We start from the raw sequence: 26749 nt of genomic DNA on the forward strand, positions 1-26749 counted from the left end.
ACGCAACTAGCCATAACACGAACACGCTAAACAAACCTCCTAAAAATAAAACCCAAAACTTCCTGTAACACCAAACTTTCGTGCGTCAGGTGTATCGAGATAATTTCCTCTAAAATTGAAGTCTATACGTAGTATTTTAAAAATATTACCTACACCAACACTGTATTCGTAATACACCTCATCACTAGGTGCGTTGTAGATTAAACCTGAAGCATTAAGGTTACGGTTTTCTTGTGAAATTTCTCCCCAAACACCACGTACACCAACAATAGCTCTTAGGTTATACTTTTTAAGAAATGGTATACGCGAAAATAATCGACCATTAAAATTATGCTCTAAATGCAACGACGAATAGGTATCAGTTACAAACTCATAAAAATCTAACTGCGAGAAAGTGTTGTAAATAGAAAAATACGACTGGTTACCAGGAACTACACTTAACAACCCAAGCGGAACTTCGCCAAAAGTTTTACCTGCTTCAATAGTTGTGGTTAAGCGACCAAAACCACCAACTTGCCATGGTTGTATGTATGAAAACTGCAATTTAGTATAGTCAAAATCGCTACCAAAAACAGTACGATCTCCTTTGCTTAATTGAGCAAATAAACTTGCATAATTATCATTGGCATTTCTACGCTCTACACCAAAACCTGTCATTTTTCGTTTTGGGAAATACGATACCGAAAGCGTGCTTTCGTATTGTCTTATTTCAGATGAAATTCCTGTAGGAGATTCTTCATCAAAATAATCGAGACTAAAAGTTTCTGAAGCCGACTCTAAAGTTCTATAGTTAGCTCCTAGCCTAAACACAAGGTTTTTTACTGGCTCAATTTCCAACGAAAGTGTTGTTAAATTAATACTAGAAAGCTTATCGTTAGGACTTGTACCAACCACAGCAGATGAGGCAAAACTACGTCCTAAAACATCGGTTGAATTGGTTAAACTCGCTCCTATTTGCTCTACATCTCTTCGGTTTCCACCAGAGAGAATAATACGATTCTTTTTATCTACCAACCATTTTCCTGAGATACCATATTTAAACTTATCGTCTCTAAAACCGTAAGCTAAAAACCCTTCGAGCCTCCAAAGGTCGTTTGGTCCAAAATAGGTACGACCTCCTGTTCTTACCCTTACACCTTCTACTTCATTATATCCAAACGTTGAAAAGATAGGTCCATAATCAAAATTAATACTCGGAAACTCAATGTAACCTGAAGCTAACACGCTACCAATATTGTAAAGTCGTTTAAACTTTTTTACGGTTTTTAAAGTGTCTAACATTTTGTAAACACCTTTTTCGTCTTTGTTAAGCGACTCTAGTCGGTTTTCTTCCCAAAAGGAATCATCACGATTGTAAACGTCTTCATTGTAGTTGTAAACCTCTTCGCTATAGAACTTTTCGTTTTTTGGTTTATCAAACTCATAATTATCATACAAGGTGGTACGCTTACCGTAAATTCCACGAGATTTTTCTTTTTTGTTCAGCGCAAAATCTGACATAAAATAATCGCGCTTTATCAAAAACAACGAGTCGTTAAGGACTTCAAACTCTTGTTCTATATAAATTTCTTTTACCCAGTTTATGTTAGCACTTTTAGAGGCTTGCAGATTAATTTCTTTGATAGCATAGGTAGTATCAGCAACCCAAAAATCGCCTTTAAAAGTGAGTTCGTTTTTTCTACGTGGATAGTAAATAATGTTGTAGCACCATTTGTTATCGATAAACGAACTATCAGAAAGCACATAGTTGTAAGTGTTAATTCCTGTTTTAGAAATTGGGCTTACAAAGCTTTTATCAAAAAACTTAAGGTAGTTGTCGTAAATGTTATAATCGGAATACAGGTCGTCTACAAAATCGATAATCACCTGATTGTTGCTAAAACCAGAGTTTTTATTCCCTTTTAAGTCTTCTTTCTCCTTGTCTAGCACATTATCGCCATAAACTCTACTTACGGCTTCATTAATAAATATTGGTAAGTAGGTTTTTCCTGTTACTCTTGAGGTGTCTACTTCTTCAAAAACAAACTCCATACCTCTAAACAGCTTACTTTTTATAAGTGCACTGTCAATAGTGTTTAAGTCAAACTCAACCTTTTCGTATTTATCGTACTCGTATTGCTTAAACTGATTGAGTCCGTTTTTACGTTTGTGTTCCCATATTTTCTTTAAAATGGCAATAGCTGGATTTTCTTCGGCTTTTTTAGATTGCTTTCCTGTAACAATTACAACCTCATCAAGTGCATCAGCTTCTTCTTTTAAAACCAAATTGAGCTCGTAGTTTACTTTTTTGGCAAGTGGCAACTCTAAAGTTTCGTAACCTAAAAAAGAAACGATGAGAGCATCCCAAGTAGTTTCAGATTCAAGATAAAATTTACCATTTTCGTTAGTGATTGTACCTTCGGTAGATCCTTTAAAAAGTACATTAGCAAAAGCAACAGGGTCGTTGTTTTCGTCTACTACATGACCGCTAACTTTGGTCTGTGCCAATACGTTAGCAATTCCTAAGCAAAAAAATAGGGCTATTAATTTTATCTTCATAAGCAAAAAACTTCATCAACAATACTGCCAATGAAGTTTATATAACGCAAAAAAATGCGATTTATTTATACATTACCTTTTTTACTGCTTTTATTACATCGTTACTGTTAGGTAACCATTCTTCCAGAAGTACTGGAGAGTAAGGAGCAGGTGTATCGGCTGTGTTAATTTTTACAATTGGAGCATCTAAATAATCAAACGCTTCAGACTGTACTAAATATGTAATTTCAGTAGACACATTACCAAAAGGCCATGCTTCTTCAAGAATTACCAATCTGTTTGTTTTCTTTACAGAAGTTATAATTGCTGCTCTATCCATTGGACGTACAGTACGCAAATCGATAATTTCACAAGAAATTCCTTCTTTTTCTAATTCGTCTGCTGCTTTGTAAGCTTCTTTGATGATTTTTCCGAAAGAAACGATAGTAACATCAGTTCCTTCGCGTTTAATATCTGCAACTCCTAACGGAATTAAATATTCGCCTTCAGGAACTTCGCCTTTATCACCATACATTTGCTCACTTTCCATAAAAATTACTGGATCGTCATCACGAATAGCAGATTTCAATAATCCTTTTGCATCATAAGGGTTTGAAGGCACAACAACTTTTAAACCTGGAGTATTTGCAAACCAGCTTTCAAAAGCTTGAGAGTGTGTTGCAGCTAGCTGTCCTGCAGAAGCTGTAGGTCCACGAAATACAATTGGACACTTAAATTGTCCACCAGACATTTGTCTGATTTTTGCTGCGTTGTTTATAATTTGGTCAATACCAACTAAAGAGAAATTGAATGTCATATACTCTACAATTGGTCTATTACCAGTCATTGTTGAGCCTACTGCAATTCCTGCAAAACCAAGCTCAGCAATTGGTGTGTCAATAACACGTTTAGGACCAAACTCGTCCAACATACCTTTTGATGCTTTATATGCACCATTATATTCAGCAACTTCTTCACCCATTAAGTAAACGCTTTCATCACGACGCATTTCTTCGCTCATGGCTTCACAAACTGCTTCTCTAAATTGAATAGTTTTCATGTATTATCTCTTTAAATCGGAAAGCAAAAATAGGAATATTTCATAAAAAATACACCTTATAATAATACATTGTTTCTTATTGGGTCTTCATTTTTAAATTGATGCTATTTTAAAACACTCAAATCGTATTTTGTTTTAAAGAATTCTTAAAATTTGCGCATCTTTTTTCAAAATTTCATCAATCGATCTTGAAATTATCTTTAAAAAGGAAAAAATATTATGCACGCATAGTAAATATTCAAATTAAAATAATTAACTTCGTAACCTCAAAAATTTTTTAGTGTAAAACATAATAATAACGATATGAAAATATTAGTATGTATTAGTCATGTACCTGATACGACTTCAAAAATTAATTTTACGGATGGCGACACAAAATTTGACACAAATGGTGTACAATTCGTAATCAATCCTAATGATGAATTTGGATTAACTCGCGCTATGTGGTTTAAAGAAAAACAAGGTGCTAGCGTAGATGTTGTAAATGTTGGTGGCCCTGAAACTGAGCCTACACTTCGTAAGGCTTTAGCTATTGGAGCAGATACAGCTATAAGAGTTAACACTGAAGCTACAGACGGTTTTGCAGTCGCAAAGCAATTGGCAAATGTTGTAAAAAATGGTGGTTACGATTTAGTAATTGCTGGTCGTGAATCTATTGACTACAATGGTGGTATGGTTCCAGGAATGTTAGCTGGATTAACTAGCGCAAATTTTGTAAACAACTGTATTAGCCTTGAGGTTGATGGAACTTCGGCAAAAGCTGTAAGAGAAATTGATGGAGGAAAAGAAACTGTGTCTACAGCTTTACCACTAGTAATTGGTGGTCAAAAAGGACTTGTTGAAGAAAGTGACTTACGTATTCCTAATATGAGAGGTATTATGATGGCTCGTAAAAAACCTCTTAACGTTGTAGAACCTGTTGATGCATCAGCTGAAACAGCTTCAGTTAAGTTTGAAAAACCAGCTCCAAAAGGTGCTGTTACTTTAGTAGATGCAGATAATGTTGGTGAATTAGTAAACCTACTTCACAACGAAGCAAAAGTCATTTAATTAACGTACAAAAAAGAAAAGATGTCAGTTTTAGTATATACAGAATCAGAACAAGGAAAATTTAAAAAAGTAGCGTTTGAAGTTGCTTCTTATGCAAAAGCTGTTGCAGACCAAATGGGAACAACAGTAACTGCAGTTACTATAAATGCTGATGACACATCAGCTTTAGGAAACTATGGTGTTGACAAAGTATTAAAAGTTAACGATGCTAGTTTAGATAAATTTAATGCCAACGCCTATGCAAGCATTATAAAACAAGCTACAGAAAAAGAAGATGCCAAAGTTGTTATAGTAAGCTCAAGTGCAGACAGCAAGTATTTAGCACCTCTTTTAGCAGTAGATTTAAATGCAGGTTTTGCATCTAACGTGGTTGAAGCGCCTTCTAGCACGTCGCCATTTACAGTAAAACGTACTGCATTTACAAACAAAGCATTTAATATGACTACTATTAACTCTGATGTTAAATTAGTAGCTGTTTCAAAAAATGCTTTCGGATTAAAAGAAAATACTGCAAGTGCAGCTGCTGAAGATTTTTCAGCTTCAATTCCAGAAATAAAAGTACAAGTTGATACTGTAGATAAAGTTACAGGTCAAGTTACTATTGCAGATGCTGAAGTTGTAGTATCTGGTGGACGTGGATTAAAAGGTCCAGAAAACTGGGGAATGATAGAAGAATTAGCAGATGTTCTTGGTGCTGCTACAGCATGCTCTAAACCTGTAAGTGATTTAGGTTGGAGACCACACAGTGAGCACGTAGGACAAACAGGAAAACCAGTAGCATCAAACTTATATATTGCAGTTGGAATTTCTGGAGCTATTCAGCATTTAGCAGGTATCAATGCTTCAAAAGTAAAAGTAGTTATCAACACAGATCCTGAAGCACCTTTCTTTAAAGCTGCTGATTACGGAATTGTGGGTGACGCCTTTGAAGTTGTACCTAAACTAATAGAGAAATTAAAGGAATTTAAAGCTCAGCAATAAATAATTTTTTTATAAATTGTATTGTTAAAGGACTGTTTGAATTTGGTCTAAATCTCCAAATCTGTTAATTTCAGTTTGGTAAAGTCCTAATTTAAACAGTTCTTTGTGTTTTTAAATTTATGAGCTTAGTTCGTCTTAACATAAAGGGCATATCGTACAGCCAAACTCAAAATGGCGCTTACGCTTTGATTTTAAACGAAGTAGATGGTGACCGAAAACTTCCAATAGTTATTGGTGCTTTTGAAGCACAATCAATTGCCATTGCTTTAGAAAAAGAAATACGACCTCCTAGACCCTTAACACACGACCTTTTTAAAAATTTTGCTGACCGATTTGATATTGTTGTAAAGCAAGTTATCATTCATAAATTGGTAGATGGTGTGTTTTATTCAAGTTTAATTTGTGAACGTGATAAAATAGAGGAAATAATTGATGCAAGAACCAGTGATGCCATCGCTTTAGCTTTGCGTTTTAACGCTCCTATTTTTACTTACAAAAACATTTTAGACAAAGCAGGTATTTACTTAAAAGTAAATCCTAAAAAAGACGAAGAAGAAGATAGTATCTTAATGGATGAATTAGTTGCTGAAGAAATTGAAGCTAGCGTTCATGAAAGCTACAAAGATAAATCTATTGAAGAATTACATTCACTTTTAGACGAAGCTGTAAATAATGAAGATTATGAAAAAGCAGCAAATATTCGTGACGAAATCTCAAAACGAGAGTAATACCTATTTTAAATTATGAGAAAGCAGTTTTTGTTTTTTGTTGCCCTATTTTTTCTTTTTACAACCCTAACCGTATCACAAAATCCAGAAACAACCACTCAATTAGATACTATTGAACAAGTTACAGAAATTGTAACAGACTCTATAAATTCAATTAATGAAATTACTGAAGTAGTAGATACTGAAAATGCTGTTACTACAACTGAAGACGCTACACCTAAAAGTACAATTATTCCTAGCCAAGGGTTTTCTTTCAATAGTCTTTGGAGAGGTGCATTAGGTATGATAAGTTTAGTTTTTATTGCTTTTTTATTCAGTAGTAATAGAAAAGCTATTAACTGGAGAATCGTAGGTATTGGTCTAGCTTTTCAGCTACTAATTGCTGTTGGAGTATTAAAAGTGGAATTCATCAAAACTATTTTTGAATTTATAGGCGGAATTTTTGTTCAAGTTCTTGAGTTTACAAGAGCAGGAAGTAAATTTTTATTTGAAGGCTTAGTAGTTGATATGGATACCTTTGGATTTATTTTTGCGTTCCAAGTACTACCAACAATTATTTTCTTTTCGGCACTTACATCGGTTTTGTTTTATTTAGGCGTTATTCAATGGGTAGTTAAAGCTATGGCTTGGTTACTTTCAAAAGCCTTAAGAATTTCAGGAGCTGAAAGTTTAAGTGTTGCTGGAAATATCTTTTTAGGACAAACAGAAGCACCTTTATTAATTAAAGCCTACTTAGAAAAAATGAACAAGTCTGAAATGCTACTTGTCATGATTGGTGGTATGGCTACCGTTGCTGGAGCTGTACTTGCAGCTTACATTGGTTTTCTAGGTGGTGACGATCCTGAATTAAGACTATTTTACGCAAAACACCTTTTAGCGGCATCAGTAATGGCTGCTCCAGGTGCTATTGTCATTTCAAAAATACTCTACCCTCAAACTGAAGAGGTAAATACCGATGTTTCTGTATCTCAAGATAAAATTGGTTCAAATATACTAGACGCTATTGCTAATGGAACTACCGAAGGTTTAAAACTTGCCGTTAATGTTGGTGCTATGCTTTTAGTATTTGTAGCGTTTATAGCTATGATTAACTATGGATTTGGAAAAGTAGGATACTATACTGGCTTAAACTCTTGGATTGTTGAAAATACTAGATATGAAAGTTTATCATTAGAGTTTATCTTGGGCTATATTTTCTCTCCTTTAATGTGGTTAATTGGTGTTGCCAAAGAAGACATGGCGCTTATGGGACAGTTGCTAGGTATTAAATTAGCTGCAAGTGAATTTGTTGGATACATTCAATTAGCAGACCTTAAAAACGCAGGAAACTCAATTCATTTAACATACGAAAAATCAATAATCATGGCAACCTACATGCTATGTGGTTTTGCTAATTTTGCATCTATTGGTATTCAAATTGGAGGTATTGGTTCTTTAGCTCCAGGACAGCGTAAAACCTTATCTAAATTTGGGATGAAAGCTTTAATTGGAGGTACAATTGCATCATTGATTTCAGCAACTATTGCTGGTATGATTATAGGTTAAACAATTTCTGCAAAAGCAGAAATTTTTTAATAAGCATCGAATCGAAGTGTACAAACAAGTACTTTATCTTCGTTAATAACTTTTTCATATCTATCGTTTATCAAATATAAAAACAGCATTTCTTTTTTATTAATTTCGTATGCACTGAAATTTCTTCAGCAAATGTCTAACTTAAAAAACAGATTCCTGCTTTCGCAGGAATAGATTATGAAGCAGTATTTAGATTTAGTAAAACATGTTTTAGAACACGGAAACGAAAAAGGAGATAGAACAGGAACAGGAACAAAAAGTGTTTTTGGTTATCAAATGCGTTTTGATTTAAGTGAAGGTTTCCCAATGGTAACAACCAAAAAACTACATCTTAAGTCAATAATTCATGAGTTACTGTGGTTTTTAAAAGGTGATACAAACATTAACTATTTAACCGAAAATGGCGTTCGTATTTGGAACGAATGGGCTGACGAAAATGGAGACTTAGGACCTGTTTACGGTCATCAATGGCGCAACTGGAATAGTGACGAAATTGACCAAATAAAGGAAGTAGTTGAAACACTTAAAACCAACCCAAATAGCCGAAGAATGTTAGTTTCAGCTTGGAATCCTTCAGTGCTACCTGACACTTCTAAAAGCTTTAGTGAAAATGTTGCAAACGGTAAAGCTGCATTACCTCCTTGCCATGCGTTTTTTCAATTTTACGTAGCAAACGGAAAGCTATCTTGTCAACTTTATCAACGTAGTGCTGACATATTTTTAGGCGTTCCTTTCAATATTGCGTCTTATGCATTGTTTACCATGATGATGGCTCAAGTGTGTGGTTATGAAGCTGGAGAATTTATACACACTTTTGGTGATGCTCATATTTATAGCAACCACTTCGAGCAACTAGAATTGCAACTTTCTAGAGACCCAAGACCATTACCAAAAATGATTTTAAATCCTGAAGTAAAGGATATTTTTAGCTTTACTTTTGACGATTTCACTTTAGTGGATTATAATCCGCACCCACATATTAAAGGTGCTGTTGCTGTATAAACATGCTTAAAACACTAGTCTTTTTTACTTGCTTTTTATTTCTTACTAGTCTAAGCAATGCTCAAGATTCAATCACTAAACCTGAGAGCGAAAACGAATCTGAAATTATAGTCCTTGATGAAATTCCTATTTATCCTGGTTGTGAGCGAAAACGAAGTAATAAAAAACTAAAAAAATGCATGTCAGATAAAATTTCAAAATTCATCACTAAAAACTACAATCTTGATGTATTTAAAAGCCTTGACCTGCCAGCAAGTGATTATACCGTTTATATTATTTTCAAATTAAATAAAGAAGGGGAAATTATAGAAGCTAAAGCAAGAGGTCCTCACCCAAAACTTGAAAAAGAGGCTGTAAGAGTTATTAATAGTTTACCAAAAATGACTCCTGGTAAAATTAAAGGGAAACCTGTTATTATTCCTTATTCAATACCTGTTTATCTTAGTAATAGATAAAACTATACAAAACAAAAAAAGCTTTCAATTTTTGAAAGCTTTTCTTCTAATCTGTTTTTTCAAAATTATAAATTTAAAACGCTGTTTTCAGCTCCTGCATAGTCATTCCATGCGTAGGCATCAGCAGCTTCGTCGTTGGTATATGTACCATCTACAATATATCTAAATTCATAAGAGTTGTCTTTTTCTAAATCTACAGTACCTTTAAAAGTCCCGTTCTTTAACTTTTTAAGCTGAAAATCTTTTTTCTCTTTCCATTCGTTAAAGGTTCCTACTACTGTTACTTTTTTAGCTTCTTCAGCAGGTACAGAAAAAGTGACTTTACATACTGGTTTGCTTTTTAAGTATTGTTTTTTAATAGCCATAATTAAATGTATTTAATTCTATTTCAAAGCTATAAAAGAAAATCCTAGCTACAAACAATTCTTTGCATTTGAGACACGATTTATCATTTCGTTAAAAATGAGTTCATTTTAATTTAAAGTAAGAAAAAAAACATATTCTTTTTTGGCAGATATTCAACATTGCTATCGTTTGATTTTCAGAGCGTTTACCACTACAACGTTTGCACTTTCAAATACCTCAATCACTAGCACTTATGTTACAACGATTTCGCGACTTTTTACATCAATTAAACTCTATTACTTTAAAAAATAGACCTATAAAATCTTAAAAACTATATTATAAAAAAGACGTAAATTTACCTTTCAATTATTTCATGATTATGTTCGGAAAGAAAAAACAAAAACCTCAAATAGATAAAGAACAATTGGAGCTTATACAAAACGCTCAAAAACGCATTAAACAAAAAAAGCGCTTATATGCTCACTTTGTTGTGTTTTTAATTGGAGCTGTGTTTTTAATTGTTGCAAATACTGTTTTAGGTATTGGAAAAGACACTACCTTTTTTGGTATAGACTGGTTTGTATATGCAATACTTATTTGGTTGTTTCTTTTTATATATCACCTTTTCAATGTGTTTGTAACCCAAAAATTTATGGGAACAGCCTGGGAACAACAGCAATTAGACAAATTGGTTGCTAAACAACAAGAGCGTATTGAACAACTAAAACAAGGTTTTTTGAAAGAAGAAACACATATGGCAAAAACCCAAGCATATAATGAAGTTCAAAAACTTAAAAAAAGCAACAAGGCTAGTCAACTTACCATAATTGTTGCTGCTGGTGAAGATAATGCTATTGGTAAAGACAATGACCTTATTTGGCATTTAAGTAACGACCTTAAACGTTTTAAAAGTTTAACCTCTGGTCATCATATTATAATGGGTCGTAAGACTTTTGAAAGCTTTCCTAAACCGCTTCCTAACAGAACACATATAGTAATTACAAGACAAAACAACTATAAAGTACCAGATGGAGTAATTGTAGTTAATTCTTTAGAAGACGCTATTGATGCGGCTAAAAGTGACACACAACCGTTTATAATTGGTGGCGGAGAAATTTACAAACAATCCATTAATCTTGTTGATAAAATTGAACTTACAAGAGTACATGACACTTTTGAAGGTGCTGATACATTTTTTCCAGAAATAGATACTACCACTTGGAAAGAAATAGATAGAGAACGCCATGAAAAAGATGAAAAGCACAATCATGCGTTTTCTTTTATAACCTATGTAAGACAGTAAAAAAGTATACCTATCTCAAAATTAATGCTAATATCTTTTAAAGATATTATTCCTATTTTTGCAACATAAAATTTTAATACATGAAAGCATACATTTTTCCTGGTCAAGGTGCCCAATTTACTGGAATGGGATTAGACTTATATGAAAATTCACCTCTTGCTCAAGAACTTTTTGAACAAGCCAATGATATTCTTGGATTCTCTATAACTGATATAATGTTTGAAGGTTCTGCAGAAGACCTTAAAGAAACAAAAGTTACTCAACCTGCAATATTTTTACACTCAGTAATTTTAGCTAAAACCTTAGGTGATAGTTTTAAACCTGATATGGTTGCTGGCCACTCTTTAGGAGAGTTTTCGGCCTTGGTAGCAAATGGCACTTTAACTTTTAAAGATGGTTTAAAACTAGTATCGCAACGTGCTTTGGCAATGCAAAAAGCTTGCGAATTACAACCAAGCACAATGGCTGCAGTATTAGGATTGGATGATGATGTAGTTGAAAAAGTATGTGCAATGACCGAAGGTGTTGTAGTTGCTGCTAATTATAACTGCCCTGGACAATTGGTAATTTCAGGGGAAGTTGAAGCTATTAACAAAGCTTGTGAAACTTTAAAAGAAGAAGGAGCTCGTCGTGCATTAGTATTGCCTGTAGGTGGAGCATTTCACTCACCTTTAATGGAACCAGCAAGAGAAGAACTTGCTGCCGCTATTGAAAACACAATGTTTGGTAAACCAAACTGCCCAATATACCAAAACGTTACAGCAAGTGCAGTAATTGATGAAGCTGCCATTAAAACCAATTTAATCTCTCAATTAACAGCTCCTGTAAGATGGACACAATCGGTACAACAAATGATTACTGATGGTGCAACATTATTTACTGAAGTTGGACCTGGAAAAGTATTACAAGGTTTAGTTAAAAAAATAAATAGAGAAGCTGAAACGGTTTCAGCAACTTTTGAGACTAACTCATAACTTATGAAACTATCTAGAAATTTAGCTATAATACTACTTATTGTAGTAAACATTGCTGTAGATCAAATATCTAAATTGATAGTTGATAGTAAAATGAATTTAGGTGAAACCATTGAAGTTTTTGGTAACACTTTTATTCTTCAATATGTAAAAAACTCAGGTGCCTTTTTAGGAATGGGTAGCGAACTAAACGACACATTACGTATTATACTTTTAATACTATTACCCGTTTTAGTATTAAGCTATCTTGTTTTTTATATTTTCAAAAACAAACATTTAGATAAATTAGCAATTATTGGTCTAAGTTGTATTGCAGGAGGTGGAATTGCTAATATTTTTGACCGTATTGCTTATGGCAAAGTAATAGATTTTCTTCATTTAGATTTTGGTGGAGTATTTAGAACCGGAATCTTCAATCTTGCCGATATATCAGTTACATCTGGGATGATATTATTACTTTTAGGAAGTTTTTTTACTAAGAAAAAAACAACAGTAGAATAAAAAAGTAAAAGCCTCTTAATAGAGGCTTTTACTTTTTTATTTAGCTAAAATACAGTCTTCGCAATCTTTTACTTCACCATAGTATGTCTCTCTATATTTGTGAAGGGTTTTAAACGGAATACTTAAAAATTGCTTTTTAATATACGTTACATTTGTTTGTAATAAACCCATTTTTGGAGTGAATCGTGCTTCGGGTTTTGTCTGTCTTTTTATACTTATCAATTTCATTTTATTCATTTATCATTCAAGGCAAAGAAAGGCATCTTATATCCCAATTCAAAATAATTGAGGTTAAATCATTGTTAATCAATTTATTAAATACGAATATAATAATTTAATGCTCATATCGTTATGATATTTGTAGGAAAAACCAGCATCTATTGAAAATTCAAAAAATACTGGTCTTTCATAAAAAGCCTCAAGGAAATTACTTAATCTTTCAGATTTTACCTAAAACTTGTATTGAGTTAGACATGCTCAATAAAAGAACTTAACTCATTCCTAACTAACAGAAGTCAGGGTTAAGTTGATACTTTTTCCTTGAGACGTTGATAACTATATTACTATTGAAATAATTAAAAATACAACTGCAAAAAGGTAGGTGATAAATATTTTTAAAGGCTAATTCAAATCTATTTTTTCACAATATGAATACAAAGCTTAATGAAACTATAGAATTTAGTTTTAGTTTGATGCAGACAAACTACCTTTGCAATTGCATCATAAATGAAGCTATTTTGTCGTTAAAAAAAGGTAAAGCCTATAATAGTTTACTCATTTTTCATTTACTGATTTCAAAAACTGTGAAGGTGTTAGAGAAGTTTCTTTCTTGAATGCTTTATTAAATGTAACCTTATTATTATAACCAACAGCATAAGCAACATCAATAATTTGAGTATTCTTATCGCTTAGCTTAAGCATTTGGATAGCTTCTTCAACTCTAAATTTATTAACTAGCTCAAAAAAGTTCATATTAAAATGCTCATTTATAATCTGAGATGTATTATGGCGAGATGTTTCGAGTTTCTCAGAAAGGCTTTCTAGGTTTAGACTGTTATCCATAAATATTTTATGATCTACCATAAGCGTAATCAAATTTTGCTTCAATTCATTGGACAACGATTTTGTTAATCCTGATTTTTGATATTTTGAAAAAAACTCAGTATTCTTTAAAATTATTTCTTTACTAAATACTTTAGGTTGCACTTGAGCCATATAGGAAATATAAAGCACCATTAAAGCCATAGCTACCACTACAATTTGATAAATAAAACTATATGCATTAAAAAACAGGCCACTAATTGATATACCATATATAAAATAAGACACTACAAAAAGTACATGCATTCTATACACTCCCTTCTTCCAAAAAACGATTGCTTCTAAATTCTTGTATAGTTTAGACTTTGCACTCTTTAAATGATTTTTACTTATCAAAAATCCGTAGATAATTAACGACACTAACTTTGGGATAAAAACTATATAAAAAAACGAGCTTTCAGTGTACACACTACTTGTCCCTAATTGTATTTTAATTTTTTCTTCTAAAGGCAAACTATACAATGGAAATAAAAAGAAAAGTAATACCACTGTAGGTAAGAGGTGTAAAGCATCTAATGCTTTAAACTTATGTTGATTATTAATTCTTTTAAAGTAAAAGTACAGTAATGGACCATAAAGTAAAGCTACAGAAGCAGACATTAAATAGGTATGCGCATATTTAAGCTGATAATTGGTATTATAAAGCACAAAATCCAATATAAAAAAAGTATGAACAAGAATAAAACCACTCATTAAACTTGTACTAACTCTATCCGTATTCTTTGTAAAATTGAGGATTATGGCAACATAAAAACCAATAAGTGCAACGTAGAAATATAAAAAGTCTAAAACTCCATACTTTAAATTATAGGAGTCACTTAATTGCGCAACATCAATAGCAGTCATTGAAAAACAATTGGTTATAAACAAAGTAAAACCAATAGATAAAAGCAACCTTTTTATTTTTAAATGAAATTTCATTAGATTGAATTAGCCTTTTTAAAGTTATTCAATTTAATAATGAAATGCTCTTAAAAAATTGTTAATACACTGACTAAGTTACTGTTAAATCTTACAGCAATAACAACACACGTATTACAGGTTTCTTATCTTTTTTTCCCAATTCCATGCAGAACGCATAGCATCGTCTAAAGTTAGTTCAGCTTTCCAACCTAATTCATTATTAGACTTTGACGTGTCAGCATAAGCTTTTGTAATATCACCTGCACGCCTTGGAGCAAACTTGTAATTAAGCTTTTCTCCAGACACCTTTTCAAAAGACTTAATAACTTCTAGCACTGAACTGCCTTTACCTGTTCCTATGTTAAAGACTTCGTAGTTAGAAGCATTGGTTTTATCAATTAGGCGTTGCAACGCAATAACATGAGCTTTTGCCAAATCAACCACATGAATATAGTCTCGTATACAGGTACCATCTGGCGTTGGGTAGTCATCTCCAAATACCGAAAGTTGCTCTCTAAGTCCAGCAGCTGTTTGAGTAATAAAAGGCACTAAATTTTGAGGAACACCAAGAGGTAACTCTCCTATTTTAGCACTCTCGTGTGCTCCAACTGGATTAAAATATCGCAAGGAAATTGCATTGAAATTATCATTAACCTTACAGGTATCTTTAATAATCTCCTCTCCTATTTGCTTTGTGTTTCCGTAAGGAGATTCAGCTGGTTTTACTGGTGCATTTTCAAGTATCGGCATAGCATCAGCTTGTCCGTATACTGTACATGAAGAACTAAAAATAAAGTTAGATGCTTGTAAACCTAAAACCGACTTAAGCATGTATATAAGCGTATTTAAGTTGTTTTCATAATACAACAGAGGTTTCTCAACACTTTCGCCTACCGCTTTACTTGCTGCAAAATGAATTACACCTACAATATCTTTGTGAGCATTAAAAAATGTTTCAACTTTTAATTTATCTTTTAAATCTAGTTTTTCAAAGATTGGTGTTTTACCTGTAATTGCTGTAATGCCTTCAAGCACATCTATTGAGGAATTTGAAAGATCATCAATTATTACGACTTCAAAACCTTTGTTTTGTAATTCAACAACAGTATGTGAGCCTATAAATCCTAGTCCTCCAGTAACTAATACTTTCATTAATTGTTGTTTATGAAATTTATAACTGTATTTGTAATAAAGCTTATTTGTTCATCATCAAGCTCGGTGTGCATTGGTAACGAAATCACTTCTTTTACCAATTGATTGGTAACTTTAAAATCAGCTTCGTTATATCTAGAATCCTTATACGCTTTTTGTAAATGCAACGGAATTGGATAATACACACCACATGGTATTCCGTTTTCATTTAAATGTTTAACCAAAGCATCTCTGTCAGTATCTAAAACTCTCAATGTATATTGATGAAACACGTGATTATCTTCTGCTCCATCTCTATGAGGAGTAACAATTTTTTCTTGACCTTCAAATGCTTTGTCATAAGCATTAGCTGCTTTTATTCTTGCAGAATTATATGTATCTAAGTTTGGCAATTTAGCATTTAAAACTGCAGCTTGAACAGAGTCTAAACGCGAGTTAACACCTACAACATCATGATGGTAACGCTCATACATACCATGATTTACAATTCCTCTAATAGTATGCGCTAAATCATCATCATTAGTAAAAATTGCTCCTCCATCGCCATAACATCCTAAATTTTTTGATGGAAAAAATGAAGTTGAAGCCACATGACCTATTGTACCAACCTTAGCTTTTTCACCATTACTGTAAGTATAGGTTGCACCAATAGCTTGAGCATTATCTTCTATTACATAAAGGTTATGTTCTTGAGCAATTTCCATAATTGCTTCCATATTTGCACATTGCCCAAACAAATGCACAGGAACAATAGCTTTGGTTTTAGGAGTAATCGCTTTTTTAATAGCTTCAATATCGATATTAAAATTTTTCTCATCAACATCTACCAAAACAGGTGTCAACTGCAATAACGCAATAACCTCAACTGTTGCCGCAAATGTAAAATCAGCTGTTATAACCTCATCTCCTGGCTTTAATCCTAATCCCATCATTGCAATTTGCAAAGCATCTGTTCCATTAGCACAAGGAATTACATGTTTTACGCCTAAATAATTTTCTAAATTACTTTGAAACTCATGAACCTTTGGCCCATTAATATATGCTGTAGAATCTAAAACTTCTAGTATAGATTGGTCTACTGTAGTTTTAATTTTTTCATATTGACCCTTAAGGTCAACCATTTGTATTTTTTTCATTCGAAATTTGTAATGAGTTGTAGAAAGTGTCAAAAAAACATTTGACGAGTAGCGAATTTACAAAATTCAATAACGACAGCCAATGAATTTAGTGTAAAGTAATGTATTTTAGCAAAAACATAATTTACGTGGGAATATTGTACAATCTTGGTATTTATTTTTTAGGTTTTATATTACAAATTGTAGCTTTATTTAATGAAAAAATAAGGCTAGGTGTTAAAGGTCGAAATGAAACATTTAAAAAACTAAACCAACACCTTAAAAAAGAAGACAATACACTTTGGTTTCATTGTGCTTCGTTAGGTGAATTTGAACAAGGCTTACCAGTTTTTAAAGAACTAAGAACACTTTACCCTAACCATAAAATCGTATTATCTTTTTTTTCTCCTTCAGGTTATGAAATAAGAAAAAACACCGACGTTGCTGATCTTGTTGTGTACTTACCTTTAGACACAAAAAGTAATGCAAAACGGTTTATAGATTTAGTAAAACCTGAACTGACCATTTTTGTAAAATACGACATTTGGCCGAATATGTTGAATGCTCTAAACAAACGTAAATTAAGAGCTATTTTAATTTCGGCTACATTTAGAAAAAACCAATCTTACTTTAAGTTTTATGGTTCAAAAACTAAAAAGGCTTTACATACATTTGAACACATTTTTGTTCAAAATAAAAGTTCAAAAACTCTAGCAAACACTCTTGGTTTAAAAAATGTAACCGTTGCAGGTGATACTCGCTTTGATCGTGTTAACAATCAACTTAATCAAGATAACACTTTAGACTTTATCTCAAACTTTAAACAAGACAAACTCTGCGTAGTTATTGGCAGCTCATGGCCAGAAGATGAAGAGTTACTCATTAAGTTCATAAATAACAATCAAAACCTCGATGTTAAATATATTATTGCACCTCATAATATCAAAGCTGCTCAAATTCAAAGTATTACTAAAAAACTAAATGTTGAAACCGTTTTATTCTCACAAAAAGAGGGAAAATTACTTTCTAACTATTCAGTATTTGTGATAGACACTATCGGACTATTAAGTAAAATTTATGCTTATGCTGATATTGCTTATGTTGGTGGTGCAATGGGTAACACAGGCCTTCATAACATTTTAGAACCTGCTGTTTTTGGTGTCCCTATAATCATTGGAAGTAACTATAAAAATTTCCCAGAAGCATATGAAATGATTGACAATGGAGGGTTGATTTCTATCAAAAATTTAAATGAATTAGAAGATAAATTACAGTTGCTAATAGAAAATAAAGACAAAAGACTACAACAAGGCACAATAAATCTCAACTTTATTAAAAAAAATAAAGGTGCTGTAATCCAAATAATCAATTACATACGTAGATAGACTAATATTTTGAATAATCTTAATAAAAATGTTAATATTTGTTAAAATTTTTCATTGATTATTCATTATAAGTTATTAATTTCGTGTAACATATTTAACACTTAAAACTATTTTAAACAATGAAAAAATTATTATTACTTGTTTTGGCACTTGGATTGTCATTCACAGCATGTAGAGAAACAAAAGAGAAAGCAGATGAAGCTGGAGATGCAATAGAAAACGCAGCTGAAGCTACAGGTGACGCAGTTGAAGAAGCTGTTGAAGAGGCTGGAGAAGCTATGGACGATGCAGCTGATGCAACAGAAGAAGCTATTGATGATGCTGTTGACGCAGTAGAAGAAGCAGCTGATTCAGTTAAAGAAGGTGCTAAAGACGCTGTAAACGATGCAGCAGACAAAGCAAAAGAAGCAGTTAAAGGACACTAATTCTTTTAATGTCTTTAAAAATAAAAGCCTTACATTTCTGTAAGGCTTTTTTTATTTGTCATTATTTTAAGAACTACTATAAATATAAAATTTACAACTCATATAATTCAATAGGTAAGTTGTCAGGATCATTAAAGAATGTAAATTTCTTGTTGGTAAATGGATCTATTCTAACACCTTCATGCGTAATTTTTTTTGAATCTAAGTATTGTAAACTTTCTTCTAAATTATTTACACCAAAAGCAATATGTCGTAAACCTGCCGCTTCTGGTTGCGATACGCGTTTTGGCGGATTAGGAAACGAAAACAACTCTATTACATATTGATTATTTAATGCTAAATCTAACTTATAAGAATCTCGGTTTTTACGATAAACTTCATTTTTTATGCTAAAACCAAGAATGTCTGTATAAAATGCTTTTGACATTTCGTAATTTGAACAGATAATGGCAATATGATGAACGGACTGTAACTGCATTATGAATTGAAATTTGGTAAAACAATATCGGAAATTTTATTTATCGCCTCATCTAAAGGTGTGTCTGATTTTCGTAAATGTAATGCCATATGGTTTACACCTGCCTCTTCGTAAGCTTTTAATAATTCGGCTAAATGATTAATACCAATTGCACCACCAAAACGATGTGGTTTAAAAGTCGCATTATCATCTTGTAATAGATTTAAATGAAATGCCGAAATATAAGGTTTACAAGCCTGATCTGTATCGTACAACGCTTCGCACCATCGTTTACGATTTAAATAGGTTTCTTCTGGTGTTCTTGGATAATTAAACCAACCATTAGCATTTTTGGCAATCCACTCGAGACTTTGTCCGGAATGTCCTGCAACAACTAGCGGAATCTGATGTTTTGGCTTTGGGTACACAGCAACACCTTTATTTAAAAACGGATATATGGCCGATAAATCGCTGTTGGTTTTCCAAGCCTCTTGCATAATATTAAGATGATCTCTAAACAATTTTGGTCGCTCTTGATAATCTATGCCATACATAGGAAACTCAACAGGTCTATCACCCAAACCTAAACCTAAAATAAGTCTGCTATCACTTAGATGTTCTATAGTAGCAGTTGCTTTTGCTAGTTTTATAGGTTGATGTAATGGTGAAACTATTGCAGCTGTACCTAACAACACATTTTTAGTTGCGGCAGATAAATATCCTAAATAACTTAAGGTGTCGAATAACTGTGCACCATCACCAAAATTAGGATCGTAAACGGGTACTTCTCTAATCCAAACTGCAGCAAAACCAGCCTTATCAATTTGTTTAACGTACTGTAAATGCTTACTTATATCTGGTACGCCAAATGGTCTGTCGTCTTCTTTTCGTTTTTTATCGCCTTCTAAAGACCAATCGTTATCTAACGGAAACTCAATACCAAGCGTCATTTTGCCTGGTGTATATAGTTTATCAAAATTTTTCATAGCAATTTTTTGAATTCAATAACATCAGGTAACTATACAGCTACCTAATGTTGTTTTATTAAGCATTCCAAATACTGTCTGCGGTATACGGACCGTTTTCAACTTCCCAAAATGTACCATCTATAAAACGATGATTTTTATCTAAAGCTTCAATACGTTTCATATCGTCTTCATTTAATTCAAAATGAATAGTATCAAAGTTTTCTTGAAGACGTTTTGGATTAACCGATTTTGGTATTACCGAAACACCACGTTGTATATCCCAAGCTAGAAGTACTTGTGCTGCTGTCATGTTATTAGCAGTTGCGATGTCGTTAATAGTCTTGTTTTTCAACAGATTTAATTCGTCATCATCATTTGTACCAGAACCAATTGGCGCATAAGCCGTCATGTGAATGCGATGTGCTTTAGCGAATTCTAACAGTTCGTTTTGTTGTAAAAACGGATGCACTTCTACCTGAAGCATTTCTGGTAAATGTTTAGCATGATCAATAATGTCTGTTAAATCATTTTGGTTGAAATTACTCATCCCAATATGCTTAGTTAAGCCTTGCTCTAAAGCATCTTCCATACCTTTCCATGTGTCTGTAAGTGGTTTGTCTTCAAGTGGAATAAATTCTTCAGCTTTTTTAGGAAACTCAACGCCTTTTTTAAAGGCAACTGGCCAATGGATGAGGTATAAATCTAAATACTCTAACTGTAAATCGTTTAAGGTATTTTGTAACGCAGGAATAACGTTTTCTCTTCCATGAGAATCGCTCCATAATTTTGAAGTAATCCATAAGTCTTCACGTGTAACAATACCTTCTTTAATGGCATCTGCGATAGCGTTTCCTACTTCTTTTTCGTTACCATATACTGATGCACAATCAATATGTCTATATCCAATTTTAATAGCTTCGTAAACCGACGTGTACACTTCGTTAGGTTCTGATCTAAAGGTACCAAGACCTAGAATTGGCATTTCGTCGTTATTTCTAAATTGTAAAGTTTTCATTGTTTTAAAGTTTTTCTTTTTTGTATAAAATCAAAGTGATTAAAAAGCCGACTATTACTAATATGCTACCAACCCAAGGTGTTGCACCAACACCAAGTGAAGATTCAATAATAAGTCCGCCAACATAAGCGCCAATTGCAATACCTACATTAAAGGCTGCTATATTTAAAGCAGATGAAACATCTTCTGTTCCTGGTAAATATTTTTCAGACATTTTTACCACATACAATTGTAATGCAGGCACATTAGAAAAGGCTAATATGCCCATAAAAAATAGTGTAACAACCGACCATATTTGGCTAGATGCTGTAAAATAAAGTATAAATAATACTATAGCTTGTAAGGCAAACATCACCATTAAGGCTTTTCCTGGTTTTTTATTAGATACTTTACCGCCTATTACATTACCTAATGCAATTGCAATACCGTAAACTAGTAATAAAATACTCGTCATATTTGCTGAAAAACCAGTAACTTCTTCTAATAATGGTGCTAAATAGGTAAAGGTTACAAAAGTACCACCATAACCTAAAGCTGTGATAGCAAGCACCAGTAAAATAGAACGATTTTTAAGTACTTTTAACTGATCTAAAATACGAAGTGGTTTTGATGTTTTAATGGACGCTGGTATCAAAAAGTAACTTGCTACTGCGCCAATAATTCCTAAGATAGCAACACCTATAAAGGTAGCACGCCACCCGAAATTTTGCCCAATATATGTTCCCAAGGGTACACCAGTAACAATTGCTACAGTTAAACCTGCAAACATTATAGAAATGGCAGAAGCACGCTTATCTTCTGGTACTAAACTAGCTGCAATTGTTGAGCCTATTGAAAAAAACACACCATGCGCAAAACCAGTTAATATTCTAGCTAAAATTAGTAAGATAAAACTTGGTGCAATAGCTGCTAATCCGTTACCAATTATAAATAAAAGCATTATAGCAATTAGCAGTTGCTTTCTAGCAATTTGACTTGTTAATGCTGTTAATACTGGTGCACCAATTGCAACACCAACTGCGTACAGACTGACTAATAAACCTGCAGAAGATATTGAGGTGTTTAAATCGTTTGCTACTGTTGGCAGTAAGCCAACAATAACAAACTCTGTAGTTCCTATACCAAATGCACTTATGGTTAACGCCCATAATGCAGCTGGTAAACTTTTACGTTTAGATTTAGCTTTTAGAGTTGCTGTTTGCGTTCCCATTTTTAGTGTTTATCCTCTAAAAGTTCTACAATTTTTTTTGCTGCTAATTTTGCAGAAGCAGGATTTTGACCTGTTACTAAACGCTCATCTACGCTTACTTTTTCTTGCCACATAGCTGCTTTATCTACAGTCGCACCACGTTCAATAAGTTTGTCTTCTAATAAAAATGGTACCACGTTTTCTAATTTTACATTAGCTTCTTCTTCATTAGTAAATACGCTTACCGTTTTACCTTCAACTAAATAATTACCATTAGATAATTTAATATTTACTAAAGCCGAAGGACCATGACAAACAGCTGCTACAACACCGTCATTTTCGTAAATTTTTGCAGCAATTTTCGCTAGCTTTTTATTGTTTGGAAAATCCCACATCGTACCATGTCCACCAGCATAATAAATGACATCGTAATCTTTAGCTTTTACTTTTGAAACTTTTAATGTGTTTTGAAGTTTATTCTGGAATGTTGAATCATTCCAATATTTATTATTCACTTCATCTTTAAGATCAAAACCATCTACTGGTGGATTGCCGCCTTCTGGACTTACTAAGGTTATTTCATAATTATTAGCTTCAAAAACCTCGTAAGCATGAGTAACTTCACTTAAATAATAACCAGTGTCCTTACCTGTGTCACCTAATTCTTGATGACTAGAAAGTACCATTAATACGCTTGGTTTGTCTTGTTTTTTTTGTGCTATTAAGGCAATGCTAAAAAGCAAAGCAATTGCTGAGGAATAAAATCTTGTTTTCATTGTTTTGTTTTTGGTTTAAAATTCTGTTACAAAATTCAATGAAAAGCACTACTTGTGCGAGGATGTATATCACGATTTTAAAGTGATGTATCGCAACAAAAAAATGTGATGTATATCACTTTTTAACCTTTAAAACGACTTAAGGTTTCTCTGGATACACCTAAATAGGCTGCAATCAGTTTTTTAGGTACACGCTGTACTAATTTTGGTAGTTTAAATAATAAAGCGTCGTAACGTTCTTCTGCAGTTTGTGTTAATAAAGACAGGATACGTTGCTGCAAACCGATAAACCCGTAATTAGATTTTATTCGGAAGAAATTTGCCATAGCGGGAATTTTTTGACAAATGGTTTCACGACTTTCTAAAGACAAACAGAAAAACTCAGAATCTTCTATACAATCTACAAAAATTGTGGCAGGTATTTGATGCTGAAATGCGTAATAGTCGCTAACCCAATAGTCTTCCATAGCAAACTGAAGAATGTGCTCGCTACCTTTTTCATCTACAGCATAAGATTTAATAAGTCCGTTGATAATCCAAAATTCGCAATCTACGGGTTGTCCTGTTTGAATTAAAAACTGATGCTTTTTAAGTTTTTTATGTTCAAAATGAGGAGCAATAAAATCCCACTCTTCATCAGTAAGTGTTACAATTTCCTCAAAATGCTGCCTTAAGAGTTGGTATTGATCTTGCATGAAGCAAAAATAGAAATTATAGAGTTACAATTTTACATGCTTCAAACTCAATGTCCTTAAAACTATCTTGAGTCCATTGGCTCAAACTTTTAAGAATTGGTAGTAAAGCTTCGCCTTTTTCAGATAAAGAATATTCTACTCTTGGCGGTATTTCGGCATATTTTTTTCTGATGATTATGCCATCTTCTTCAAGTTCTCTCAATTGTTCCGTTAGTACTTTTTTTGAAATAGTAGGAGTAAACATTAAGAGTTTACCAAAGCGTAAACTACCGTTTGCTAGTAGGTAAATTAAAATCGGTTTCCACTTATTTCCAATAACGTTCATTGCATGAACTAAAGAACATACATTCGGATTGTCAATTACCTTTCTTCCCATTAGTTACCATTTTGTAACCACTATTTAAGGTGGTTTAATCATTATTGGTTTCAAAAATAAACTATTATTGGTTTCTTTGCAATACTAATTTAAAATTTAAATACATGAAAAACGTACTTATAATTAATGGTCATCAATATTATCCTTTTTCTGAAGGAAAATTAAATCAATCTTTTGTTGAAAAATTATCCACTCAATTAGGTGATGCTAACTTAAGTGTAAAGACCACAGAAACTCAAAATGAATATAATGTAGACGAGGAAATTGAAAAATTCCTTTGGGCAGATATCGTGTTTTTGCAAACACCTCTTAACTGGATGGGAATTACTTGGTCGTTTAAAAAATACATTGACGATGTGTTTACCGCAGGAATGATGGGAAAACTATCTCAAGGTGATGGTCGTACAGCAGAAGCTCCAAAAAAGAATTACGGTTCAGGAGGTTTGTTAAAAGGAAAATATATGATTTCGGTAACTGCCAATGCACCAAAAGAGGCTTTTAATAATCCTGACGAAGCTTTTTTTGCAGGCAAAAGTGAAGACGACTTGCTATTACCAATGCACCTTAACTTTAAATGGTTTGGTCTAGAGCCTTTAAAAACTTTTTTTGCTTATGATGTGATGAAAAATCCAGACACTGAAAACGACTTTGCAAGATTTGAAAAGCATATTAATGAAGAATTGCTTCAAAAGATATAATCCTTTCAAAAGTCTTCATATTTAAAAAGAATATAATTTATATACACATAAAATGAACAGACCAACACCAAAGCATATAGCACCAAATTTAACTTTTCCAGTTTTAGATGGTAACGAATGGCAGATTAACAATCAGCAACCAGAAAATTTCACTTTAGTGGTTTTTTATAGAGGTTTACATTGCCCATTGTGCAAAAAATATTTACAACAGTTAGAAGAGTTATTACCAGAATTTAAAGAAAGAGGCGTTAACGTTATTGCTGTAAGTATGGATTCTGAGTCTAGAGCACGCTTATCACGTCAAAAATGGGAACTATCAGAATTACAATTAGGTTATAACTTAGATTTAGAAACTGCTAAAAACTGGGGATTATATTTAAGTAAAGCTGTAAAAGAAGGTGAACCAGACATATTTAGTGAACCAGGACTATTTTTAATAGACAATAACAATAAAGTCTATTATTCTGCTATAAATAGTAATCCTTGGGGAAGACCTTATTTACCGTCATTTGTAAAGGCTGTAGATTATATTGTGTCTTCAGGTTATCCTGCAAGAGGCGAAATGTTATAAATTTGTAATATGAATTACACCGAAAAAAACTATTATTTCGATTACGATAACCCTGTTATTAAGGACATTGTAAAAGAGGTTGAGCACTTAACTTTTCAACAAGATATTATAGAACAATTATATCTAAAGGTTAGAGATGGTTGGCGTTACTTACCTTTTAATATTGGTTTAACGAAAGCATATTTTAAAGCTAGTAATATTGCAAAAAAGCCAGATGGACATTGCATTGACAAAGCCATTTTATACATTGCTTGTTTACGCGCCTTTAATATTCCTGCAAGATTACATTTAGCTAAAGTATCTAACCATATTGCAACAGAGCGCTTGGAAAAAGTGATTGGAACTAATGAATTAGCTCCTCACGGTTTGGTTGATGTGTTTTATAATAATAAATGGGTAAAATGTTCACCTGCGTTTAATAAAGAACTATGTGCCATTTACAATGTAGATGTTTTGGATTTTAATGGAACAGAAGACGCTGTGATGCAAGAATACAATAAAGACGATCATAAATTTATGACCTACATAGAAGATTATGGTCATTTTGAAGATGTTCCTTTGGAATTTATAAAAGACACATTCAAATCAAACTATCCTAGTCTTTATGAAAGATTTAAAGATCAGGATCATATTACAGTTTAAAAGAAGAACTGTTTTTTTTAAAATACAAAAAGCCTTACATTTCTGTAAGGCTTTTTTTGTACACTACATTGATCTATTCTCGAACCATACTATCAAATTGTTCCTAGGAATAATTGATTGTTAATAAAAATGTTAACCTATCCATTTTGTTAACACTTATTAGGTTTAACTTATCTCCTTTTAACGTCTTTGTTGAATCTAGGTAATTTATACATGTAACTTTTTAATGAATTTTTTCGTACCTCGATTTCGCCAAAGGGTAAATATTGCCTCCTGTTAGTCGGCGAATCTTTTATTTGACAATGCTCTGCATTGAAGACATTTATTTCGATTTCCATATGCTGGGTTACATAACCATCTCTATTGCTAATATACGAAGAAGATCCTAAATGGTCGCTATGGTACCAATAGGCATCGTAGCAATCGGCATCATGTGCATAGCGTTGCAGGTTGCCTTCGCCATAACCTCCTACATAAGGGCAAGTGCCCAAGCTTATGCTTTGGCTTAAGGCTGTATAGGTAGCTCCAAGCCCTGTGTTGGCTACCTGTACACTAGTATCGGCTTTAGTGCGTATACCCTCAAACAGCCCTTCAATTTTTGGTGGGTACAAGCCCAAGTCCCTTACCGTACCCAAGGTACTCTGTATACGCTCTGCTCCTATATAGTAATGCTTGGTATAACTGCTTATGAGGTCTCCTTGCTCTGCCTGTTGGTTAGGGTTGCTAATGCTATACCACACGAGTTACATTTATACACGACTAAGTTACCTTAAAGGTGAGGTAAAAATGG

Annotated in this window: 29 protein-coding genes; 14 read left to right on the top strand and 15 right to left on the bottom strand. The window is 33.0% G+C overall.

The annotated features are described in order from the left end of the window. Positions 1 to 39: 39 nt before the first annotated feature. Together ABD011_RS14770 and ABD011_RS14775 are read right to left on the bottom strand one after the other, a co-directional pair. On the bottom strand, positions 40 to 2538 hold the full coding sequence (locus tag ABD011_RS14770; RefSeq protein WP_343799497.1) for a DUF5686 family protein: 2499 nt from the start codon (positions 2536 to 2538) through the stop codon (positions 40 to 42). Positions 2539 to 2599: 61 nt separating this feature from the next. Continuing rightward, positions 2600 to 3577 (bottom strand): pyruvate dehydrogenase complex E1 component subunit beta, encoded by a 978-nt coding sequence (locus tag ABD011_RS14775; RefSeq protein WP_131508880.1) that lies wholly within the window; start codon positions 3575 to 3577, stop codon positions 2600 to 2602. Positions 3578 to 3880: 303 nt separating this feature from the next. Here ABD011_RS14775 and ABD011_RS14780 point away from each other — a divergent pair, with 303 nt between their 5' ends. The 6 genes from ABD011_RS14780 (at position 3881) to ABD011_RS14805 (ending at position 9368) form a co-directional block, all read left to right on the top strand. After that, a complete protein-coding gene (locus ABD011_RS14780) occupies positions 3881 to 4627 on the top strand; it encodes an electron transfer flavoprotein subunit beta/FixA family protein (protein WP_129761136.1) in 747 nt (248 codons plus the stop codon). Positions 4628 to 4648: 21 nt separating this feature from the next. Then, positions 4649 to 5608 carry an electron transfer flavoprotein subunit alpha/FixB family protein gene (locus tag ABD011_RS14785; protein ID WP_343799501.1) on the top strand — a complete coding sequence of 320 codons (960 nt, stop codon included), beginning with the start codon at positions 4649 to 4651 and terminating at the stop codon, positions 5606 to 5608. 119 nt (positions 5609 to 5727) lie between these two features. Continuing rightward, positions 5728 to 6336, top strand: a complete 609-nt coding sequence (locus tag ABD011_RS14790) for a bifunctional nuclease family protein (RefSeq protein ID WP_129761138.1) — start codon at positions 5728 to 5730, stop codon at positions 6334 to 6336. A 15-nt stretch (positions 6337 to 6351) separates the two neighbouring features. Next, positions 6352 to 7881, top strand: a complete 1530-nt coding sequence (locus ABD011_RS14795) for a NupC/NupG family nucleoside CNT transporter (RefSeq protein ID WP_343799503.1) — start codon at positions 6352 to 6354, stop codon at positions 7879 to 7881. A 207-nt stretch (positions 7882 to 8088) separates the two neighbouring features. Next, positions 8089 to 8913 (top strand): thymidylate synthase, encoded by an 825-nt coding sequence (locus tag ABD011_RS14800; protein ID WP_335977335.1) that lies wholly within the window; start codon positions 8089 to 8091, stop codon positions 8911 to 8913. Positions 8914 to 8915: 2 nt separating this feature from the next. Then, a complete protein-coding gene (locus ABD011_RS14805; protein WP_131508877.1) occupies positions 8916 to 9368 on the top strand; it encodes an energy transducer TonB in 453 nt (150 codons plus the stop codon). 65 nt (positions 9369 to 9433) lie between these two features. Here ABD011_RS14805 and ABD011_RS14810 read toward each other — a convergent pair whose 3' ends face one another. Continuing rightward, a complete protein-coding gene (locus ABD011_RS14810) occupies positions 9434 to 9733 on the bottom strand; it encodes an isoamylase early set domain-containing protein (protein WP_129761141.1) in 300 nt (99 codons plus the stop codon). A 359-nt stretch (positions 9734 to 10092) separates the two neighbouring features. On the opposite strand from ABD011_RS14810, the gene ABD011_RS14815 reads away from it, so the two are divergent. The 3 genes from ABD011_RS14815 to lspA all read left to right on the top strand — a co-directional run bounded on the left by ABD011_RS14815 (position 10093) and on the right by lspA (position 12491). Beyond that, on the top strand, positions 10093 to 11016 hold the full coding sequence (locus tag ABD011_RS14815; protein ID WP_134200805.1) for a dihydrofolate reductase: 924 nt from the start codon (positions 10093 to 10095) through the stop codon (positions 11014 to 11016). Positions 11017 to 11096: 80 nt separating this feature from the next. Beyond that, complete coding sequence (gene fabD, locus ABD011_RS14820; protein WP_129761143.1) at positions 11097 to 11990, top strand: ACP S-malonyltransferase; 894 nt, start codon at positions 11097 to 11099, stop codon at positions 11988 to 11990. A gap of 3 nt (positions 11991 to 11993) precedes the next feature. Further along, entirely contained in the window at positions 11994 to 12491 is a 498-nt protein-coding gene (gene lspA, locus ABD011_RS14825) for a signal peptidase II (protein ID WP_134200801.1), read from the top strand. Between the two features lie 36 nt (positions 12492 to 12527). Here lspA and ABD011_RS14830 read toward each other — a convergent pair whose 3' ends face one another. The 4 genes from ABD011_RS14830 to ABD011_RS14845 all read right to left on the bottom strand — a co-directional run bounded on the left by ABD011_RS14830 (position 12528) and on the right by ABD011_RS14845 (position 16783). Beyond that, on the bottom strand, positions 12528 to 12719 hold the full coding sequence (locus ABD011_RS14830; RefSeq protein ID WP_129761145.1) for a hypothetical protein: 192 nt from the start codon (positions 12717 to 12719) through the stop codon (positions 12528 to 12530). Positions 12720 to 13265: 546 nt separating this feature from the next. Further along, positions 13266 to 14513, bottom strand: coding sequence for a helix-turn-helix domain-containing protein (locus tag ABD011_RS14835; protein WP_343799512.1), 1248 nt, complete (start codon positions 14511 to 14513; stop codon positions 13266 to 13268). 114 nt (positions 14514 to 14627) lie between these two features. Then, complete coding sequence (gene galE, locus ABD011_RS14840; protein ID WP_343799514.1) at positions 14628 to 15647, bottom strand: UDP-glucose 4-epimerase GalE; 1020 nt, start codon at positions 15645 to 15647, stop codon at positions 14628 to 14630. Then, positions 15647 to 16783: a DegT/DnrJ/EryC1/StrS family aminotransferase gene (locus tag ABD011_RS14845; protein ID WP_343799516.1), complete on the bottom strand. Its 1137-nt coding sequence runs from the start codon at positions 16781 to 16783 to the stop codon at positions 15647 to 15649. Before ABD011_RS14845 ends, galE begins: the two co-directional genes overlap by 1 nt. Positions 16784 to 16911: 128 nt before the next feature. On the opposite strand from ABD011_RS14845, the gene ABD011_RS14850 reads away from it, so the two are divergent. Next, positions 16912 to 18147 (top strand): 3-deoxy-D-manno-octulosonic acid transferase, encoded by a 1236-nt coding sequence (locus ABD011_RS14850; protein WP_343799518.1) that lies wholly within the window; start codon positions 16912 to 16914, stop codon positions 18145 to 18147. Between the two features lie 119 nt (positions 18148 to 18266). Further along, positions 18267 to 18572, top strand: coding sequence for a hypothetical protein (locus tag ABD011_RS14855; RefSeq protein WP_129761150.1), 306 nt, complete (start codon positions 18267 to 18269; stop codon positions 18570 to 18572). A 91-nt stretch (positions 18573 to 18663) separates the two neighbouring features. On the opposite strand, the gene gloA2 is transcribed toward ABD011_RS14855, so the two are convergent. The 7 genes from gloA2 to ABD011_RS14890 all read right to left on the bottom strand — a co-directional run bounded on the left by gloA2 (position 18664) and on the right by ABD011_RS14890 (position 24048). Next, complete coding sequence (gloA2, locus tag ABD011_RS14860) at positions 18664 to 19050, bottom strand: SMU1112c/YaeR family gloxylase I-like metalloprotein (protein ID WP_343799521.1); 387 nt, start codon at positions 19048 to 19050, stop codon at positions 18664 to 18666. Further along, positions 19050 to 20015: a TIGR03571 family LLM class oxidoreductase gene (locus ABD011_RS14865; RefSeq protein WP_343799523.1), complete on the bottom strand. Its 966-nt coding sequence runs from the start codon at positions 20013 to 20015 to the stop codon at positions 19050 to 19052. The genes gloA2 and ABD011_RS14865 overlap by 1 nt, the downstream gene beginning before the upstream one ends. Positions 20016 to 20073: 58 nt before the next feature. After that, positions 20074 to 21012, bottom strand: coding sequence for an aldo/keto reductase (locus ABD011_RS14870; protein WP_343799525.1), 939 nt, complete (start codon positions 21010 to 21012; stop codon positions 20074 to 20076). A gap of 4 nt (positions 21013 to 21016) precedes the next feature. Beyond that, positions 21017 to 22222, bottom strand: coding sequence for an MFS transporter (locus tag ABD011_RS14875; RefSeq protein WP_343799527.1), 1206 nt, complete (start codon positions 22220 to 22222; stop codon positions 21017 to 21019). A 2-nt stretch (positions 22223 to 22224) separates the two neighbouring features. Beyond that, positions 22225 to 22977, bottom strand: coding sequence for a type 1 glutamine amidotransferase domain-containing protein (locus tag ABD011_RS14880; protein WP_343799529.1), 753 nt, complete (start codon positions 22975 to 22977; stop codon positions 22225 to 22227). Between the two features lie 122 nt (positions 22978 to 23099). Further along, positions 23100 to 23672, bottom strand: coding sequence for a Crp/Fnr family transcriptional regulator (locus ABD011_RS14885; protein WP_343799531.1), 573 nt, complete (start codon positions 23670 to 23672; stop codon positions 23100 to 23102). 16 nt (positions 23673 to 23688) lie between these two features. Further along, positions 23689 to 24048, bottom strand: coding sequence for a winged helix-turn-helix transcriptional regulator (locus ABD011_RS14890; protein ID WP_343799533.1), 360 nt, complete (start codon positions 24046 to 24048; stop codon positions 23689 to 23691). Positions 24049 to 24152: 104 nt separating this feature from the next. On the opposite strand from ABD011_RS14890, the gene ABD011_RS14895 reads away from it, so the two are divergent. The 3 genes from ABD011_RS14895 to ABD011_RS14905 are packed head-to-tail and all read left to right on the top strand — an operon-like array spanning position 24153 to position 25959. Next, positions 24153 to 24746 (top strand): NAD(P)H-dependent oxidoreductase, encoded by a 594-nt coding sequence (locus ABD011_RS14895; RefSeq protein ID WP_343799535.1) that lies wholly within the window; start codon positions 24153 to 24155, stop codon positions 24744 to 24746. Between the two features lie 52 nt (positions 24747 to 24798). Continuing rightward, entirely contained in the window at positions 24799 to 25317 is a 519-nt protein-coding gene (locus ABD011_RS14900) for a peroxiredoxin-like family protein (RefSeq protein WP_343799537.1), read from the top strand. Positions 25318 to 25326: 9 nt separating this feature from the next. Beyond that, on the top strand, positions 25327 to 25959 hold the full coding sequence (locus ABD011_RS14905; RefSeq protein ID WP_343799539.1) for a transglutaminase-like domain-containing protein: 633 nt from the start codon (positions 25327 to 25329) through the stop codon (positions 25957 to 25959). A gap of 170 nt (positions 25960 to 26129) precedes the next feature. Here the strand turns inward: ABD011_RS14905 and ABD011_RS14910 are convergent, their stop codons facing one another. Beyond that, complete coding sequence (locus ABD011_RS14910; protein WP_343799541.1) at positions 26130 to 26699, bottom strand: hypothetical protein; 570 nt, start codon at positions 26697 to 26699, stop codon at positions 26130 to 26132. Positions 26700 to 26749 lie beyond the last annotated feature (50 nt).

This window comes from Gaetbulibacter jejuensis, from assembly GCF_039524015.1.
Taxonomy (GTDB): domain Bacteria; phylum Bacteroidota; class Bacteroidia; order Flavobacteriales; family Flavobacteriaceae; genus Gaetbulibacter_B; species Gaetbulibacter_B jejuensis.

Excerpts from the sequence above, each read along its gene's own strand:
- ABD011_RS14770 (WP_343799497.1), bottom strand. The coding sequence starts at position 2,538 with ATGAAGATAAAATTAATAGCCCTATTTTTTTGCTTAGGAATTGCTAAC.
- ABD011_RS14775 (WP_131508880.1), bottom strand. The coding sequence starts at position 3,577 with ATGAAAACTATTCAATTTAGAGAAGCAGTTTGTGAAGCCATGAGCGAA.
- ABD011_RS14780 (WP_129761136.1), top strand. The coding sequence starts at position 3,881 with ATGAAAATATTAGTATGTATTAGTCATGTACCTGATACGACTTCAAAA.
- ABD011_RS14785 (WP_343799501.1), top strand. The coding sequence starts at position 4,649 with ATGTCAGTTTTAGTATATACAGAATCAGAACAAGGAAAATTTAAAAAA.
- ABD011_RS14790 (WP_129761138.1), top strand. The coding sequence starts at position 5,728 with ATGAGCTTAGTTCGTCTTAACATAAAGGGCATATCGTACAGCCAAACT.
- ABD011_RS14795 (WP_343799503.1), top strand. The coding sequence starts at position 6,352 with ATGAGAAAGCAGTTTTTGTTTTTTGTTGCCCTATTTTTTCTTTTTACA.
- ABD011_RS14800 (WP_335977335.1), top strand. The coding sequence starts at position 8,089 with ATGAAGCAGTATTTAGATTTAGTAAAACATGTTTTAGAACACGGAAAC.
- ABD011_RS14805 (WP_131508877.1), top strand. The coding sequence starts at position 8,916 with ATGCTTAAAACACTAGTCTTTTTTACTTGCTTTTTATTTCTTACTAGT.
- ABD011_RS14810 (WP_129761141.1), bottom strand. The coding sequence starts at position 9,733 with ATGGCTATTAAAAAACAATACTTAAAAAGCAAACCAGTATGTAAAGTC.
- ABD011_RS14815 (WP_134200805.1), top strand. The coding sequence starts at position 10,093 with ATGTTCGGAAAGAAAAAACAAAAACCTCAAATAGATAAAGAACAATTG.
- fabD (WP_129761143.1), top strand. The coding sequence starts at position 11,097 with ATGAAAGCATACATTTTTCCTGGTCAAGGTGCCCAATTTACTGGAATG.
- lspA (WP_134200801.1), top strand. The coding sequence starts at position 11,994 with ATGAAACTATCTAGAAATTTAGCTATAATACTACTTATTGTAGTAAAC.
- ABD011_RS14830 (WP_129761145.1), bottom strand. The coding sequence starts at position 12,719 with ATGAAATTGATAAGTATAAAAAGACAGACAAAACCCGAAGCACGATTC.
- ABD011_RS14835 (WP_343799512.1), bottom strand. The coding sequence starts at position 14,513 with ATGAAATTTCATTTAAAAATAAAAAGGTTGCTTTTATCTATTGGTTTT.
- galE (WP_343799514.1), bottom strand. The coding sequence starts at position 15,647 with ATGAAAGTATTAGTTACTGGAGGACTAGGATTTATAGGCTCACATACT.
- ABD011_RS14845 (WP_343799516.1), bottom strand. The coding sequence starts at position 16,783 with ATGAAAAAAATACAAATGGTTGACCTTAAGGGTCAATATGAAAAAATT.
- ABD011_RS14855 (WP_129761150.1), top strand. The coding sequence starts at position 18,267 with ATGAAAAAATTATTATTACTTGTTTTGGCACTTGGATTGTCATTCACA.
- gloA2 (WP_343799521.1), bottom strand. The coding sequence starts at position 19,050 with ATGCAGTTACAGTCCGTTCATCATATTGCCATTATCTGTTCAAATTAC.
- ABD011_RS14865 (WP_343799523.1), bottom strand. The coding sequence starts at position 20,015 with ATGAAAAATTTTGATAAACTATATACACCAGGCAAAATGACGCTTGGT.
- ABD011_RS14870 (WP_343799525.1), bottom strand. The coding sequence starts at position 21,012 with ATGAAAACTTTACAATTTAGAAATAACGACGAAATGCCAATTCTAGGT.
- ABD011_RS14875 (WP_343799527.1), bottom strand. The coding sequence starts at position 22,222 with ATGGGAACGCAAACAGCAACTCTAAAAGCTAAATCTAAACGTAAAAGT.
- ABD011_RS14880 (WP_343799529.1), bottom strand. The coding sequence starts at position 22,977 with ATGAAAACAAGATTTTATTCCTCAGCAATTGCTTTGCTTTTTAGCATT.
- ABD011_RS14885 (WP_343799531.1), bottom strand. The coding sequence starts at position 23,672 with ATGCAAGATCAATACCAACTCTTAAGGCAGCATTTTGAGGAAATTGTA.
- ABD011_RS14890 (WP_343799533.1), bottom strand. The coding sequence starts at position 24,048 with ATGGGAAGAAAGGTAATTGACAATCCGAATGTATGTTCTTTAGTTCAT.
- ABD011_RS14895 (WP_343799535.1), top strand. The coding sequence starts at position 24,153 with ATGAAAAACGTACTTATAATTAATGGTCATCAATATTATCCTTTTTCT.
- ABD011_RS14900 (WP_343799537.1), top strand. The coding sequence starts at position 24,799 with ATGAACAGACCAACACCAAAGCATATAGCACCAAATTTAACTTTTCCA.
- ABD011_RS14905 (WP_343799539.1), top strand. The coding sequence starts at position 25,327 with ATGAATTACACCGAAAAAAACTATTATTTCGATTACGATAACCCTGTT.